Below are 16,879 nucleotides of genomic sequence, written 5' to 3' on the forward strand. Positions count from 1 at the left end.
ATTACAGAACAATGGATCTGGAGGGAGCTGCCAAAAAAGAACAGATCACCAGAGCCCTCTATCTTTTCTGCCTGATTTTCCAGTTGCCGGTAGAGGTTTACAACCCTGTCCGCAATCGACCTTTTCTGCTTTATCTGATCATCGGGCTCAACCTGGCCATTTTTATAGGTGTTGTCGGCATGAATCCTGAATCGGTTTCTGGATTCTATCTGACTTTCGGAGCCATGCCCGAAAAGCTGCTTTCTATGATCGGGATTTTTTCGCTGATTTCATACGCATTTCTTCATGTAAGCTGGTTCCATGTGATATTCAACATGTATTTCCTCTGGATTTTCGGAGACAATGTGCTGGATGTTTTCATGGATCACGGTTTTGGGAAGGGGAATGTATTATTTCTTGTTTATTATTTAGTCCTGTCCATCCTGGCGGGCTTGACCCATTGCCTGATCAATATTTTCGGGGGAAACCACCTGCCGCTGGTTGGTGCGAGCGGGGCAGTGGCTGGAATCATAGCGAGTTACTGGCTGCTTTTCCCTAAGTCTCAACTATATCAGACTATCCTGTTTATCCCGTTCAAAGTTCCTGTCTGGTTCTACGTAGCGCTGTTTCTGGCGGGAAATGTAACGATGGGTCTGTCTTCAGGGACAGACTGCCGCATTTCCTGGGAAGCGCATCTGGGAGGCTTTGCCGCTGGCTATTTCCTGTTGCAGAATTTTCTGCCTTTCAAGCTGGAAAAAATGGAAACTTCAGATAATTAAGAAAGGTCCGAGGGACGAGGTACGTGGATCGAGGTCAGAGAAAATACAGCTCTTTTCCCGGGCCACGAGCCTCGAACCCCGAACCAAGTAAAATTTGCGAGGGATCGAATGGAAGCGATCAGAATCATCTCCTGGAATGTGAACGGCCTCAGGGCTGTGCTGAAAAAGGGTTTTCTGGAATGGATGCAGACCGAGCAGCCTGAAATTCTCTGCCTTCAGGAAACAAAAGCCGAACCTGAGCAGCTTCCCAGGGAAGCGTTGGATTTGCCAGGTTATCACGTTTATTTCGCCAGCGCCGAAAAAAAGGGATACAGCGGAGTGGCGCTGTATACAAAGCTGAATCCTCTGGAAGTCAGCACTGGACTGGGTATTCCGGATTTTGACAGAGAGGGCAGAGTGATCCGGGCTGAATATGAGGAATTCATTCTATATAATATCTATTATCCTAACGGGAAATCTTCAGCCGAGCGCCTGCAATTCAAGCTGAACTTTTACGATGCATTTCTCTCAATCGCAAAGAAGACTGTTTCTGCAGGCAAGCATCTGATAATCTGCGGGGATTTCAACACAGCCCATCAGGAAATCGATCTGGCGAGGCCAAAGGAAAATGAGGGCTCATCCGGGTTTCTGCCGCAGGAGCGAGCCTGGATCGACAAGTTTGTGGCCTCCGGATTCTCCGACACTTTCCGCATGTTCGAGTCCGGCCCAGGGCATTACAGCTGGTGGGACTATAAAACAAGGGCCAGAGAGAGGAACATCGGCTGGAGAATCGACTACTTCTTTGTAGACCAGGGTTTGAGAAACAGAGTCAAATCAGCATTTATTTTATCGGATATTGAAGGATCTGACCATTGCCCGGTGGGAATTGAAATTGTCGGAAAAAAGTGACTGGAAGGAGTTGTATGGATTTTAAAGCAGTGATATTTGACCTGGACGGCACCCTGCTCAATACCCTTGACGACATTGCCGACGCAATGAACAGGGTCCTGAACAGGATGGGGTTTCCCCAGCATGAGACTGAAAAGTACAAGTATCTGGTCGGGGAAGGTGTTGATCTTCTGGTGGAAAGGGCACTGCCTGCCTCCTGCAGCAACCTGGACCTGATCGCTGCCTGTCAGCAGGCTTTTGTGGAGACATACAGCGAATTCTGGTCGGTTAAGACCAGACCTTATGACGGCATTCCTGAGCTGCTTGACACTCTCACTGATCTGGAAATGAAAATGGCAGTACTTTCCAACAAAAATCATGACATGACACAGAAGATGGTCCGGGAGCTTCTGCCAAGCTGGCTCTTCGACATGGTGCTTGGCGCGAGGCCGTATGCTCCGAAAAAACCCAATCCATCCAGCGCCCTGGAAATTGCCGATGCCCTCAGGCAGCCTTTGTCTAAAATTGTTTTTCTGGGCGACTCCGGAATCGACATGAAAACTGCGGTCGGGGCAGGGATGTATCCTGTAGGAGCTCTCTGGGGTTTCCGGAACAAAGATGAACTGGCAGCCCATGGTGCCATGCGGATGATCGAAAAACCCGTGGATTTGTTGAAATTTCTACTGGAAAAGGATTAGTATGAGGGGGATGAGCAGGCTGGTCTTTATATTTTTTCTAACCGGATTCTTTACGGTTTCTGCGGGAATCGGAGAGTCGATCGAAAGAAGCCTCTGCAATCTGGAAACTATGGTTTACGGGCAGGTGCGGCTCAATGAATCCCTGGAATCCCGGTTTTCAAGGCTGGAAACCATTATCTTCGGCAAGGATTTTCACGAAAATAATCTCGATATCAGATTGACCAGGCTGATGAAACCATTTGATTTCGATGAATCAGGGACCATCTCCCTGGTGGCAAAGATAAATTATCTGGAATGGAAATTATCCAGCCGGTGTTCGGACCTGCCTCTTCTGACCAAGGTCTCGAGATTGAAGAAACAGACACAGGGTGACAATACATTAAACGATCCTCTGATCTTTGAAGTCGGGAAACTTTGTGCTGTAGTATTCGAAGGCAGCGACCTTGAAATCCAGTATATCAGACTGCCTGAAAACTTTGAACTGAAGGCAGTTTTAAGGACTGACCTCAGTTCCAGGCACTCCCGCAAGGACCAGCTGCTGGAAATGGAACTCAAAACCGCAGTTTCAACAGGCGAAATACTGATCTTTCCATCAGGAACTACAATCAGAGGCAAGATCGGTCGCGCCAAACGCGCTGAATTGATGGGTAAGAACGGGCGGCTCAACCTGGTTCTTGAACAGATACTGGATCTGGGAAACAGGGAATGCAGCCTCAAACTCGAACAGCTTGGCTTTACTGAGGATGACAAGACAGGGATGGCTGCCGGAGCTACTCTGATCGGCCTGGCTGCTTTCGGACCTGTTGGTGCGGTCGGCGGCCTGTTTGTAAAAGGTAAAGATGTGGAACTCAAACGCGGGACAGAATTCATCTTGAAAGTGGACATCCCGGACAGTGTTCCCGGGATTCGACTGAAGGCGAGGGAATAAATGCCAGCAAGGATCGTGATCGGTCTGCAGTGGGGTGATGAGGGCAAGGGAAAAATCACGGATTATCTGGCTGAAGATGCCGACCTGATAGTTCGATATCAGGGCGGTAACAATGCCGGCCACACTGTCGTGGTGGGATCCGAGAAATTCAAGCTGCACCTTATCCCTTCCGGTATCCTGCACCCTGGGAAAGGATGCATTCTTGGAAACGGGATGGTAATCGACCTTGGTGCACTTGTCTCTGAAATTGAGGGCCTAAGGGCGCGGAAAGTATCCTTCGACAATCTGATGATCAGCCCCAAAGCTCACCTGATAATGCCCTATCATATCTTCCTGGACTCTGAGGAGGAAGTGCAGAGAAAAGAGCGAAAAATAGGTACTACCGGCAGAGGAATCGGCCCTGCCTACAGGGACAAAGTGGATCGCTGCGGGATCCAGATCGGGGATCTTTTTTCTCAGGAGCTCTTCCAGGAAAAGGTCGGAATGAATCTGGAGAAAAAAAAGCTGGGTTCTAAATTCTCCGTATCTGAGATTGTGAAGAGCTGCAGTGATCACTTTCAGATCATCCGGGAATTTGTGAAGCCTGTGAACGGTATACTGCACGATCATCTCATACATGGGAAAAATATCCTTCTGGAAGGTGCACAGGGAACTCTTCTGGATCTGGATCACGGTACCTATCCCTATGTTACCTCATCTTATCCGACTTCCGGAGGAGCGTGTCTGGGTTCAGGGATCGGACCTGGAAGCATCAAAGCGGTGATCGGGGTGGTAAAAGCATATTCAACGAGAGTCGGAGAAGGTCCGTTTACTACTGAACTCAGAGACGATCTTGGAGATGCCCTGAGGGAAATAGGACATGAATACGGAACCACTACCGGGCGTCCACGCAGGACTGGCTGGCTGGACCTGGTTGCTCTTAAATACGCAGTACAGATAAACGGTGTAACGGAAATCGCACTCACCAAGCTGGATATTCTCTGCGGGATAACCCCGCTGAAAGTAGCTACCGGGTATCGGATTGGGGAACGGATTCAGACCGAATTCCCCGAAATTGGCGGGATGCTTCAGCAAAGCACCCCGATCTATGAAGAAATTCCAGGATTCAAAGACTTGAAACGGGAGAGTGAATTTTATTATAATCAATACATCGGATTTATTGAAAAATTTCTCGGCGTGCCGGTAACGATAGTATCATACGGCGAGAAAAGGGATGAAACATTTATTAGAAAGGAAAAAGAAGCCGGTGTAGCTCAGCGGTAGAGCAGCTGATTCGTAATCAGCGGGGCGTCAGTTCAATCCTGACCATCGGCTCCACTAAATCATCATGGTGACTTTGCGGAATTTCATGGAAGAACTGGTACTGGAAAAAGTGGATGAGTATCTCAAGGTCCATCCTGAAATCTGCAAATGCCAGCATTGCAGACTGGACATAGCGGCGCTCGTTCTGAATAACTTTCCCCCTAAATATGTAGTGACTGAAGAAGGGGAAAATTACAGCCGGCTTTCCGCCCTGGCTTCCCAGTTCAGAGTGGATCTCGTGACCGCTCTGATTCAGGCATCCAGCGAAGTCATGCAGAACCCGCGCCATGACAAGAGGTAAAAAAATGAAGACAAATGTACTTCAAGAGCCTCTAGCCTTGAGGCAAGAGGCTCTATGAACAAAATTGCGCAGGAGGAGAAGCCGCTAATGGCGAAAATCGAGGAGCAGAATCTGGAAATCGAGTCACGCGAGGAAAATTCGGCAGTGATCTTGAAAATCAAAGGAAATCTGGATGTTTTCAGCTTGCAGAAAATACGGGAACGTATGGAAGTCATGCTGAATCAGACCACGAGGGTTGTCTTCGACTTGACGAACCTGGAATACATAGATTCTGCAGGAATCGGATTCATCATCGGCACACTGAAACGGCTGAGATCCAAAGACCCTGATGCCAAGCTTGTGATCTGCGGACTCAATGATTACCTTTCCGGAATTTTCAAACTGATCAATTTTTCCCGCATCATCCCTATGGCCAAGGGTATCAAACAGGCCTGGAAAGAACTGGATGGTTAACTGGGAATTCAGATGCTATGATGCGGTCGGATCAACCAATGACCTGTGCAAGGAACTGGTCGTTTCCGATAATGCCCGGGAGGGACTGGTGATCATGGCAGAGTCACAGAAATCCGGTAGAGGACAGAAGACCAGCAGCTGGTTTTCCGAATCAGGTCTGGGCCTTTATTTTTCTTTTGTCCTGACTCCATCGCTGCCACTCTCGCATTTTGAAAGATTCTCAGTTTTTGTCGGTGCCGCTCTCTGCGGCTTTCTTAATCGCCGCTATCCGGACATCGGCTTTTCCGTAAAAGAACCTAACGACATTCTGGCCGGAGGGAAGAAGCTGGCGGGAATTCTAGTGGAAACGGTGAGCAAAGGCGCAAACTTGTCAGGTATCGTTACTGGCATTGGTTTGAACCTGAATCACGATTCTGAGGATTTTCCGGTGGAGCTGAGAAATGGTGCCACCTCAATCATGCAGTTGACCGGAAAAACCACTGGCAGGACCGAAAAGCAGGGAATCATGCAGGAATTTCTTTCAGATTTCGCCACCAGATACAAGGAGAATTACCATGCTCTGTAAGAACTGTGGAAACGAATTCATGCCCGGTGATGAAAAAAGCGGTAATTTATGCCCTGATTGTTATTATAAATTATACCCGAAGATAAAATCCGCTCTGGAGAAAGTCGATCAGGAAGCCATTAAGAAAAAGATCCGTGAAAAAGAAGACGGCGGGCCGATCCAGGACGAAGTGATCAACATGGAACAGGTGATTCTGAAAGGCATGCTCACTGACCTTTTCATCCTCGACCGGAGCATGCTGATGGGAATGAACAGAATGATGTTCTCCACCAAGGAAGGGGCGATCCTGTTCGAGGAAATCGAGGACCTTTACACTTCAAAATTCAAGGAAAAAATCATCCAGCCGGATTTTTTCAGCAGCAAGATCAAGGAAAGAGAAGATTTTTCCAAGGGTGTCCAGGCTTTTTACAACGAAACCAACGAGCGCAACTCCCCCCGGTTTTCAAGGATCATGGTCTACATCGATGTGCTCAAAGACAGGCTGGCCCGGGATGAATTGAGCAGATCCGCTGAAAGCATCAATGAATATCTGAGAGGTGAGGGCAAAAACCGCAACCTGAAAATAGTGGAATTCATCAGCAATATTCTGAAGGACCTGCGGGAACTCCAGCGGCAGAGGGTAAAAAAGGATATTCAGAAGATCAAAGGTGAATTGCTGGTGATCGCCCGCGAGGTAGAGACCAGGAAAAAGACCGGGGAACTTAAAATCATCGGCTACGATATTGGTGATTTCACCTGCCTGGCTCAAGCTCTTTCAGGACTCAGAAAAGGATTTTTGTACGGGATCGCCGGAGCACCCCGCCGCGGGAAAACAACGCTCACGCTGGAAATCGCTACCAGAATCGCCACCTTCAACAAGATCCCGGTACTTTTTTATACCTGGGAACAGACCAGAAAGAACCTTACATACAGGCTGCTGGCCAAGGAAGCCCGCATCAATGCCGACACTCTGCAGAGAAAGCAGCTTGACAAGGATCCGCAGCTTGAGAAAAACTTCATTCTGGGCTGGCGCAAGATGGAAAAATACATGGAATATTTCTATCTGATTGAAGGAAGCAAGGACGACACCATCGAACGCATCAAGGCACACGCTTATAATGCCATGCAGGACTTCGACACCGATGACGTGATGATCGTGGTGGACTATATCCAGAAAATGCCGCTCGGACAGGAATATTCTTCCGAAAAGTTCAGGGTGGAGGAGATTTCCACCAGGATCAAGGGGCTTTCGCTGGAACTGAACTGCCCGATCCTGGCCATCTCCTCGCTTTCCAAGGAAGGCTGCAACCTGGACCTTCAACAGTCTGACGAACGGCCTTCCATGTATCACTGCAAAGGCAGCGGAGATATCGAGTACGACCTGGATGCTGCGATCATCATGGCCAAAGACTGGGAAGACACCAAGGAACTTACCGAGCAGTTAAGGCAGATTGCCACGCAGATGGATAAGGACCCAAACAAGCTTCCAAAGCTCGATATAGTCAACCTGCATCTGGACAAGAACCGCGATTCACCGGAAGGCCTTTCATCGATCATCCAGATGCTGTTCATCATTGAAGCCAACAAATTCGTCGAACTGGGCTTCAAGGTGGAAAACGACATGTACCGCTTCCGCAATGTCAACAAAATCGTGCAGGAATTAATCAAGGAAGGATATGTCGAATTCCAGGATGCGAGCATCGTCAGGAATCAGGATCCCAACGCAGTGAAAATCGGGTTGAAACAATAAAATGAAAAGCCAGTTCTTTTTCCTTTCCCTTTCCATTTTTCCGGTATTGCTGATGTGCTGTCTGCTCCAGGGCTGTTTCGAAGGCGGGAATCTCTCCATCACCAAAACTACTGCAGAGCAGAATATCAATGAAGTGGTGATGGGACTTGCCAAGAGGGAATCTCTCACCGATCTCGCCGTGATCCGTGATTATCAGAAAAGAATGGATGGAGCGCTCGCCAGGGCAGAGCTGAAGCTGGTGCCTGAGATTCATCATATCAAATCCTGGTGTTTCTACCTGGAGGCGCACCTGCTGCAGTATCGCAGCGGTCAGAAGACCGAGGTGCAGAGGCTGCTCAAACTGGCTCAGGAATCTTTCCAGAGAGCCATCACAGACACCAAGAACAAACAGAAATACCTGCTGGGCGGCCTGATTGAAACCATGCTCTGCCGCTTCGATGAGAAAAATCCTGAGGAACACCTGTTTTACAGCAGGGTGTTTTTCAGCCTGGCCAAGAATTTTCCGGAAGAAAAGGACAGCCTCTTCCATTTCAACCTTGGTGAGCATTACTACACTTCAGAAGAAATCGAAGTGCTGGCTTTTTATCCCTGGCTCTATTCAGGATATCTGACCCAGGCCTGGGTTACCCTGCAGTCCTGCGAAGTCCCGCACGACATGCCCGAGTTCCTCGAAGCAGAGGCCAGATTCTTTCTGGATGCCGGCCTGCCGGATGAAGCGATTGAAGGCCTGGAGATCTTCAAATCTCCCAGGTTCCTTTCATATTACCACTACAGAGAAACCCTGCTGCTTCTGAAACTCGCATACCAGGGCGCCCTGGAGAGCAGCCATGAAGTCGATCTCAAGGTTGTGGATACACTGCTCAAGAAGGACGACGATTTCTTCAACATGCGTAATCTTCTTGATTACCGGAAAGACTTCTACATTTCGCCTGAGCGTAAGAATCTGTCCAGGCTGCTGATCTATCCCACCACCCGCTCTGAAGAGAAGAAGAGCCTTGACGATATGCTGGATCTGATTAAATGGCCCAACGATTTCCTGAAAATCGACCTGGAATACCAGCCGGCAGCCTACCGTGAAGCACTCTACCTTGCTGCACTGCTTGATCCGGCCGGCCAACCGGCTGAGACCCTTCTTTCCTGTTTCCCTTCCGACTGTTACGCGAGAGAAATCTTCTTGAAACAGAAAGGGATTTACGAGACAGAAGAAACTGATTGCAATTATTACTGGGTGGAGAAAAAGAAAGAACCCCGGACGGACAAGCGCAGCCATAAGGACACCAGCGAATTGACCGTAGAAGTGGCTGTTCCTGAAGACACAAAAGATTCCTGCAGAGTCGAGTTTTATTTTTACGGAACTGATGCCGGCTGCATTCCGGAGGAAGCCGCCCTGAAGGTCAGGGATCAGGATTACTGGCTGGAACTGGATAAAGCCCGCCATGTTTTCAGGACTTCAGGGGTACTTTTAAAGAAAGAATCAGAGCTGGCTGAAGTTACTCTCAAATTCAGGGATAAATCTTCCAGAACCATCAGCATTCATCTGCGCAAACCGGAATCAATCATCGAAAAGAAAAGGAGCAGAGACTAAGAAGCTGCTAACCTCTTTTCCCAAACCTGCCGATAGGTAAGAAAAATCCTGGGGAGATGCCATGAGACTCTCATTGTTTTTCTCAATATTGGCTTTAATCTTGATCAGTTTTCCGCTCTGGGGCGCTGTAAGCACCGATGATCAGCTCAAGTCGAATGGCTATTCTGATGTGCAGAAATATTTCGATGCCCGCAGGGTGAAGAAAGAGAACCCGATGATCCCGGAAGCTGGTACCAACGCGCAGGCAAAGCAGGAAGCCAACAAGATTTACAGGGATCTTTACGAAATCACCCCGGCAGAAGAAAAAGAAATTCCTGAAAAGCGGGATATTTATTATTACCCCGGTCTGATCGGTCCCTCCTTTTATGGAGTTTCCGGTCTGACGGAGACTATCACTGCCCGTACAGTGGACAAAAGCCATTACAGGATCGGTGGAAGGTTCCAGTATCGCACGATCACCAAGACTAATGGCCAGAAGATCGCATTCGGTTCAGGGGAGAAAGCTGATGTGCAGAGTTTCCCGACAGCAGTCACAATCGGGCTGGTGGACCATTTTGAGGCTGGATTCGTGCTTCCCATCACTTCCTGGGACATCAACACCCCGTATTTGAATCCATCCAATGAAAAAGAATCCGCAGTAGGAGACGCCATGCTGATGGGTAAATTCGGGATTCCGCTTAATGACAAGAATACCAGCGGGATGGCCTTATGCGCAGGATTCAAATTTCCCTCAGGAAACGATAAAAGGATCGAGGCTGATGGTTCCACCGGACAGACCGATTTCACAATGATGGCAGCCATGAGTTCAAAAGCAGGGCTGGCCAACTGCCATATCAATGTTGGGTACACATTTACCGGTGATCCGCAGTATTCGGATGTAACCCATTACTGGGGAGACGACAAGATATTGTTCAGGATGGGAGTTGATTTTTCCCACAATGAGGATGTGACTATCGGCGCTGAGCTGGCCACGGAAGATTGGGGAAACAACGGCAATAAGGTCGAGCTGATCCCGTCTGTGAGGGCCAGATTCGACGAGGACTTCATGGTGGAAATGGCGATGCCTGTTGACGTCCACAACACGGAATATTACGGGTACAATTTCCGTCTCTCTGCAGGGCTCTGCTATATATTCTGATTTTTTGTTTAATATCTTGACAAAACCGAAGACCTGTATAATAATAATTAGTGGACTAGAGTAGAAAGGTTAAGCATTGAGTATACAGTTGCGCCTTTCTCGCTCTTTTTGCCTATCGAGTTGTTCTCAAAACCCGGCACTCTGTCTGCTCACTTAGATCCTTAAGAAAAGGGAGATTTTTTAGTTTTGCGTTAGTCCTGACAGTATAAGCATCGAGTATCAAGTTTGTAAGAAGTATGGAGGGCAGCATGTTCAGGAGCAGTATTTTCGCGGTTGTAATTTTTTTCCTTTCAATCAGCTTACTCTTTGGTGCCAGCGGATATGTGTTCCTTCCTGATGTGGAACAGGGTGGCTGCTTGATCGCTGTTTCTTCCACCGGAAACGGGATCGTGTTTGACAGCGGCGCCAATCAGACCACAGACGAAGACCTGATGAGTTTTCTCAACAATCTGAAAAGTTCCGGGATCCTGAAAAGTCTCAAATTTGTAGTTGCCACCCATTATGATGCCGACCACATCGGCAGACTGGATAAAGTGCTCAATTCAAGCCTGGCCGGCTCGGACTGCATCGCATATGACCGCGGTACTTCAGGCGCGCCCGGCACAACCGCATACAGCAACTATGCCTCTGCCGCTTCCTCTCATCATCGTACAACGATCAAAGCCAATGCTACGCTCGACCTGGGCGGCGGCATGACCTTTCATTGCCTCTGTGTCAACTGCGACCTGCCCAACGGAACCCACGCTTCGATTTCCGGGAGTGATGAAAATAATTTCAGCATAGCAGGAATCCTGAGCTGCGGAGATTTTGATCTTTACTATGGGGGCGACCTTCCCAAAGCCATGGAAACGAAGATCGTTCCATTCGTGAAAGACATTGAACTCTATGTCTTCGACCATCACGGCAGCGACGGGGCCAGTGGCAGCGACCTTCTGACCGCGTTGAAACCGGAAGTCGGAATCACCCAGATGGGAAAGAATTCATATGGCCATCCCAACAAGAGCGCTGTAACGAGATTCGAGAACATTCGCAGCACCTCAGGAGGCCGCCCCCTGATGATCCAGACAAATTACGGTGATGAAAACGATTCACGCGTTGACAATTCCCTGGCGAACTATATAGCCGACAAATCTATGACCCTCACAGGAATTGTAACCAAGGGAGGCACGGTCGCGGTCCATGTCGCGGACAGCGAATATGAAATCTCGGCCCTGGGGATCGATCCTCCGGTAACTCTCAGTTGCGACGGATCCCAGAGCCTGGCAATGGCAGCGTTTTAACCCAGATAATCTTCTAAAGTTGCGAGCAGCCTGAGATTGATTATCTGATCACCACTTTCGCCAAGCGATATCAGCATTTCCTTTCCGTTTTCGAGCTGGAAGTTTTTTTCTATGGAATGCTTGGTGGTGATCGGTTCGCCGTTTTTATCCCATCCCACGATGTTCTGACATTCGAATTTCATTTTAAGTGAGAATTCGCCGGACTGCAGGACAGGCTCGAATGTGATCAGATTGCCGCAGAGCATGAATCTGTCATCTTCATTAAGTTTTCCGATTTTGTAAAGCACCTTTTCATAATTATCAACTGAAACAGAGTCACCGCATTTCACACGCCTGTGTATTTTCAGATTAGCTGCGTCGTTGACCTCCAGCGTGCCGGTAATGACTGCAAAAGATCCAAGAATGTCGTCTGAAATGGTTTTTTCCTGAACATCAACTGTGGCAAGCTGCACTCTGATCTTGTCCAGATTTTCCTCTTTATCCGAAATCACGAGCTGATTTGATAAATCAAGGCAATAAAGGCTGCCTTCAGGTGTAAGTTGTGATCCGATGATTTCAGCTAACTGCTCCGGTGAAAGCCACTTTGCAGTGTAAACAAGATAGTTCACCTCAGCGCAGCAGATTAAAGACAAGCATAAAATTAATGCTAAAGTAATTGCTTTCACAGGAAATTCTTCGGAAAAATGCTGAATAAATTAATGGACTAGTGGAAGAGTTTCAGGTCCTGAGTGGTACTTTCCTTTTTCTGGGGAAAAAAGAGCTGAATATTGGCGATGTCGCTGCCCTTTTCCAGCAGCCTGAGATTCTGGTGGCTGCTGAATTCCATCAGGTAGAGCGAATGGCTGCTTTCATCTCCGTATGAATAATAGAAAAATTGCTCATCCGGGAACCAGCAGAAGGTCGGGAAAAAGGTTTTCCCTTCCAGGTCGTTCTGAGTGAGGGCAATCGAAGACTTGTTGTTCATGTCATAGGCATACAGGTTTTCGACTTTGTTGAGGCGGGTGACATAGGTCAGGAAATTTCCTTGCGGCGAGAAGCTGGGAGTGACTTCCCTGGCATCCTGGCTGGTTGTCAGCTGGGTATGCTTCTGGGGATTGTCAAGATCGACCAGGATCAGATCACGATTATCAGGATAATCGCCGGTGCTGACTACGATCGCCAGCTGTTCTTTTTTCGGGTGCAGGGCGAAATCATAGGCGGAAAAAGTGGGATTTTCCCAGCTGATGGAGCTTTGCTGGGTTTCCAGATTATACTTGTAAATCTTATTGCCTGAAAGATAATAGATGTAATAGCCGTTAGCTGAAAAAATTGCTTTTTTGACATCATTCCTCTCGGTAGTGACCGATTGGGCGATTCGCGTGGAAGTATCCAGCAGAATCAGCTGAGAAATGTTGTTGATTTTAGGGGAGATGAAAGCGACTTTGTTCCCTTTGGCAGTAATTGAAAACATCACCAGGCCGCTGTTGTTGTAGAGAACGTCATTTTTTCCGGATGCAAGGTCATAGTGGAAGATATTGTCGCTGTTAATGAAATAAATGGCATTTTCCTTGAGTGCAAGGTAGAAATCTGCTAGGTAGAGGTTCCCCCGGATGATCTGCTCATTCCTGCCCAGCAAATTAGTTCTTAAAATGGCTTCGTCATTTCCATAAGTTTTGAGTACCTGGAAAAGGCTGTATTGTGCCTCATAGGCACTTAGCCTGGTCTTGAAATACTCGTATTTCTGAATAATTTTGGCCAGGTCCTGTGCTTTCTTGTTTTTAAGGATCGGTCCAAGCGCTATCCGTGCCTTGCCGAATTCCTCGGCTTTGAAATAAGCATCTGAAGCATAATACAGATAATAATCTTTTTCCGGGCTGAGTTCGTATGCCCGCTGGTAAAAATAGCCTGCCTGGGAAAAATTTTTTTCCTGGAGAAATTTTTTGGCTTTCTGAAAGAACTGCTCGTCTTCAGACAGGGCTAGCGAGTTGTCTGGTTTCACAGGCTGAATCGCAGTAACTTCAGCAGTATTCTGCACCATATTTCCTTCGATCGGGATCGTATTTTTGGTATGTTTTGAGCAATACAATTCTCCATAATCATTGATTCCATAGTTACCGTCGGAAGGGCAGTTGGGGAATCTGTTACCCTGAAAATAAGTCTGCAGAGCCTGTTCGTGTTTCTGCTGAAACTGGCCCAGGCCATTGGGGAAGCTTACTTTTTCGGTTTTCATTGTCTCTGAGTTGTAATACTCGATGACTGTCTTGATGGCTTTCATGTTGATCATGCAGAGAGAACTGTTACGTTCACTGCTTTTCTTGAGGTAACCTATGCCGAGGAGAATACCGAGAACTCCTGCAATGAAAAGTGCGGTGATGATTTCACCTGCAGTGATTCCTTTTTTCGTCATAGTCTTTCTATCCTTACGATGTTTGTGGTGCCTGAATTCCCGGGAGGGGTGCCGCCGGTCAGAACATACAGGTCGCCTGAATGCAAAAGTTTTTTACTCAAAAGTGCTTTTTCAACTTCCTCAATCATCTCATCAGTACTATTATAAAAATTAATAATCTCACTTGCAACTCCCCGGTATAGCAGTAACCTTCTTGCCAGATGTTCATGAGGAGTTAGAGCAACTACATGAATATCCGGTCTCAGGCTGACTATCTTCCTGGTAGTGGCACCGGACATGGTGGGAGTCACAATTGCCTTTGAATTGAGGGAGGAGGCCGCTTCCACGGCAATTGCGGCGACAGTATCATAAATTGAGGAGTGCTTTTGAAGTTTCACGATGCTGTTATGACTCATGGCCTCAGTTTTCTGGATTACCTTGCGCATGGTGCGGATCACCTGCAGAGGATATTTACCCATCGCAGTTTCACCGGAAAGCATGAGTGTATCTGCTCCATCCAAAACAGCGTTTGTAATATCTGTGATCTCCGCCCTGGTAGGAATCGGGTTGCTGATCATTGATTCCAGCATCTGAGTGGCAACAATCACGGGACACCCTTTTTTTATGGCTTTTGCCACAATGGTTTTCTGGAGGACTCCGATTCCAGAGAATCCTGCTTCCACTGCCAGATCGCCACGTGCTACCATGATGGCATCAGAGACAGGAATGATTGTGTCGATCAGTTTTATCGCTGAAACTTTTTCGATTTTGGAAATCACCGGGAGGTCGAGTTTGAGTCTTTTGAGGTATTTTTTCAGGTCCAGAACATCCTCAGGCTTCCTGACGAACGAAAGAGCAATGTAATCGCAGGGATACTCCAGGTTGAAGTTGATTGCTTCCTTATCCTTGTCTGTGAGCGAGGGGAAATCGAAATTCTGGTGAGGAAAATTGACTCCTTTATGTGAGGAGATGAATCCACTTTTCAGGACAGTCACCTGAAACGAAGTCGAGCTGACAATCCTCTTGACTTTGACTTCGATCATCCCGTCGTTGATAAAGAAAGTCTCGCCAAGCTTGAGTTTATCAAAAATTTCCTCAACCGGAAGCGGTAGTTCACCCTTATTGGCGGCAGTCTCAGCTTTGACAAAAGTATAGGTCTGCCCGGGTTCCAGAAAGACCGCATCCTGAATGGTACCGACCCTGATTTTGGGGCCGCAGAGGTCCTGAACGATAAAAACCCTTTTCCGGGTCCTGATTTCGGCTTTTTTGATATTCCTGTACAAAGAAGCCTTTTCTTCCAGCGTACCGTGTGAGAAATTGATCCGGAAACCGTTGACACCGGCTTCAATCAGCCGGAAAAGCTTGCTCATCGAAGAACTGGCCGGACCAAGAGTAGCAAGAATCTTGGTTTTCGGAAAATTTGTTATCATATCTAGGTATTATAACACATCCTAAATTTAATGAGTTATACTAAAATCATGAAAGTACTATTCATATATCCTGAACGCGGTTACAGCAGTTCCGGAAACAGGACTATCTGGCAGGGGCGTTTTTATTACAGCATGTCCGTATTTATGGCCTTTCTGAAAAAACACGGTTTTGAAGTAGCGTTTCATCAATCAGGCAATCCGATCCGGACCCTGGAGCTTTCCCGGATCCTGCAGCGGGAAAGTCCGGATCTGCTGGCTTTTTCCTCTTTGAATCATCTTTCTCTGGAAGTGAAAAGACTGGCTCGGAAAGTGAAAGTTCTGGCTCCGGGGCTGACAGTCGCCTGGGGTGGTTTTTTCCCCACGACAGATCCTGAATCAGCGCTGAATTCCCCTGGAGTGGATTGTGTCTGCGTCGGGGAAGGCGAGCTCCCTTTTTTAAACCTGCTCTCCAGTCTGAGGGATAAAGCGGAAATCACAGCTACTCCGGGATTCTGGTTCAACTCAAGAACTGGTGCAGTGAAAAACAGAACCGGCGGACTGGTGGAAAATCTGGATTCATTGCCTTTCGCTGATCTGGATGCATCCGGATATGCAGGGAGCGACGATTATTTGATTTTCAAGAGATTCCCGCTGATGGCAGCCCGCGGCTGCAGACATTCCTGCGATTTCTGCTGCAACAGTGCTCTCAACCGGTTATACGGAAGCAAAACCTTCCGCTTCCGTTCGCCTTTACATGTCTGCGCCGAACTCGAACAGGTGACAAGCCGCTATCCGGACCTTGAATCCATCCAGTTTCAGAATGACATTTTTTTCCCTGACCTGGAATGGCTTTCCAGATTCGTGGAACAATACAAAAAAATCGGCCTGCCCGTTTCATTCCTTTTGTCTACAGGGAGCATAGACCAGGAATCAGTAAAGCTCTTGAAAAAGCTGCCTGTGAAGGAGGTGTTCGTCGGAGTGGAGTCTGGGACACTTGAAATGAAAGAGAGGATCGGCAAACAGTCGGTTCTCACGGACACGGTAAAACGCTGCCGGATGCTGTCTGATGCAGGACTGCGGGTGGCAACTTTCAATATGCTTGGAATACCCGGCGAATGCGGTGCTGATGTAATGAAATCGGTCTTCCTTAACGCTGAAATCAATCCTGCACTGCTCCAGCTGTCCTATCTTTATCCCTATCGCGGCACTCCGGTGTATGAAAAGTGGTGGAAAATACTCAGCACCAGGAGATTCTACACTTATTTCGAAGGCAGCATTTTCCAAAGGCATTTTCTGAACAGGCATCTGCGCTTTTATTACCATCATTTCATCGATCTGGTTGAAATGGCGGCAAAGAGTAAAAATATCAGATTCCTGAATCTGCTTTTTTCTGATTTCCTTCCGCTGCCGCTGAAGCGGATTTTACTCCAGCTTCTGAAAAAGAGCGGGCAAAAAAGTATCTTCCAGGTCAGATTCTGATACTGGTACCTTTGACAAAATC

At 47.7% G+C, this 16,879-nt stretch carries 16 protein-coding genes and 1 tRNA gene; 14 read left to right on the plus strand and 3 right to left on the minus strand.

The annotated features are described in order from the left end of the window. From PHW04_10635 to PHW04_10695, 13 genes are all read left to right on the plus strand, one after another. On the plus strand, positions 1–758 hold a 758-nt coding region (locus PHW04_10635), incomplete at its 5' end, for a rhomboid family intramembrane serine protease (GenBank protein MDD2716333.1). Between the two features lie 108 nt (positions 759–866). Beyond that, positions 867–1,646, plus strand: coding sequence for an exodeoxyribonuclease III (locus PHW04_10640; GenBank protein ID MDD2716334.1), 780 nt, complete (start codon positions 867–869; stop codon positions 1,644–1,646). A gap of 14 nt (positions 1,647–1,660) precedes the next feature. After that, positions 1,661–2,323: an HAD family hydrolase gene (locus tag PHW04_10645; GenBank protein ID MDD2716335.1), complete on the plus strand. Its 663-nt coding sequence runs from the start codon at positions 1,661–1,663 to the stop codon at positions 2,321–2,323. Positions 2,324–2,333: 10 nt separating this feature from the next. Beyond that, complete coding sequence (locus tag PHW04_10650) at positions 2,334–3,251, plus strand: hypothetical protein (GenBank protein ID MDD2716336.1); 918 nt, start codon at positions 2,334–2,336, stop codon at positions 3,249–3,251. Next, positions 3,252–4,514 carry an adenylosuccinate synthase gene (locus PHW04_10655; GenBank protein MDD2716337.1) on the plus strand — a complete coding sequence of 421 codons (1,263 nt, stop codon included), beginning with the start codon at positions 3,252–3,254 and terminating at the stop codon, positions 4,512–4,514. Continuing rightward, positions 4,494–4,568 (plus strand) — tRNA-Thr (locus PHW04_10660). The genes PHW04_10655 and PHW04_10660 overlap by 21 nt, the downstream gene beginning before the upstream one ends. Positions 4,569–4,599: 31 nt before the next feature. Continuing rightward, positions 4,600–4,854 (plus strand): late competence development ComFB family protein, encoded by a 255-nt coding sequence (locus PHW04_10665; protein MDD2716338.1) that lies wholly within the window; start codon positions 4,600–4,602, stop codon positions 4,852–4,854. A gap of 54 nt (positions 4,855–4,908) precedes the next feature. After that, the gene (locus PHW04_10670) at positions 4,909–5,307 is read left to right on the plus strand and encodes an STAS domain-containing protein (GenBank protein MDD2716339.1); all 399 of its coding nucleotides are present in this window, start codon (positions 4,909–4,911) and stop codon (positions 5,305–5,307) included. Then, the gene (locus PHW04_10675) at positions 5,300–5,872 is read left to right on the plus strand and encodes a biotin--[acetyl-CoA-carboxylase] ligase (protein MDD2716340.1); all 573 of its coding nucleotides are present in this window, start codon (positions 5,300–5,302) and stop codon (positions 5,870–5,872) included. The genes PHW04_10670 and PHW04_10675 overlap by 8 nt, the downstream gene beginning before the upstream one ends. Further along, the gene (locus PHW04_10680) at positions 5,862–7,601 is read left to right on the plus strand and encodes a DnaB-like helicase C-terminal domain-containing protein (GenBank protein MDD2716341.1); all 1,740 of its coding nucleotides are present in this window, start codon (positions 5,862–5,864) and stop codon (positions 7,599–7,601) included. The genes PHW04_10675 and PHW04_10680 overlap by 11 nt, the downstream gene beginning before the upstream one ends. A gap of 1 nt (position 7,602) precedes the next feature. Further along, on the plus strand, positions 7,603–9,186 hold the full coding sequence (locus tag PHW04_10685; GenBank protein ID MDD2716342.1) for a hypothetical protein: 1,584 nt from the start codon (positions 7,603–7,605) through the stop codon (positions 9,184–9,186). 61 nt (positions 9,187–9,247) lie between these two features. Then, complete coding sequence (locus PHW04_10690) at positions 9,248–10,324, plus strand: hypothetical protein (protein ID MDD2716343.1); 1,077 nt, start codon at positions 9,248–9,250, stop codon at positions 10,322–10,324. A 248-nt stretch (positions 10,325–10,572) separates the two neighbouring features. Then, positions 10,573–11,604 carry a hypothetical protein gene (locus tag PHW04_10695; GenBank protein ID MDD2716344.1) on the plus strand — a complete coding sequence of 344 codons (1,032 nt, stop codon included), beginning with the start codon at positions 10,573–10,575 and terminating at the stop codon, positions 11,602–11,604. Here PHW04_10695 and PHW04_10700 read toward each other — a convergent pair. From PHW04_10700 to pyk, 3 genes are all read right to left on the minus strand, one after another. Next, the gene (locus PHW04_10700; protein ID MDD2716345.1) at positions 11,601–12,236 is read right to left on the minus strand and encodes a hypothetical protein; all 636 of its coding nucleotides are present in this window, start codon (positions 12,234–12,236) and stop codon (positions 11,601–11,603) included. The genes PHW04_10695 and PHW04_10700 overlap by 4 nt on opposite strands. Before the next feature lie 71 nt (positions 12,237–12,307). Next, positions 12,308–13,990: a hypothetical protein gene (locus PHW04_10705; protein ID MDD2716346.1), complete on the minus strand. Its 1,683-nt coding sequence runs from the start codon at positions 13,988–13,990 to the stop codon at positions 12,308–12,310. After that, a complete protein-coding gene (gene pyk / locus PHW04_10710) occupies positions 13,987–15,399 on the minus strand; it encodes a pyruvate kinase (GenBank protein MDD2716347.1) in 1,413 nt (470 codons plus the stop codon). Before pyk ends, PHW04_10705 begins: the two co-directional genes overlap by 4 nt. Positions 15,400–15,447: 48 nt before the next feature. Here pyk and PHW04_10715 point away from each other — a divergent pair, with 48 nt between their 5' ends. Continuing rightward, complete coding sequence (locus tag PHW04_10715) at positions 15,448–16,857, plus strand: cobalamin-dependent protein (GenBank protein ID MDD2716348.1); 1,410 nt, start codon at positions 15,448–15,450, stop codon at positions 16,855–16,857. Positions 16,858–16,879: the final 22 nt, after the last annotated feature.

Source organism: Candidatus Wallbacteria bacterium (assembly GCA_028687545.1).
In the GTDB taxonomy this organism is placed as follows: Bacteria; Muiribacteriota; JAQTZZ01; order JAQTZZ01; family JAQTZZ01; genus JAQTZZ01.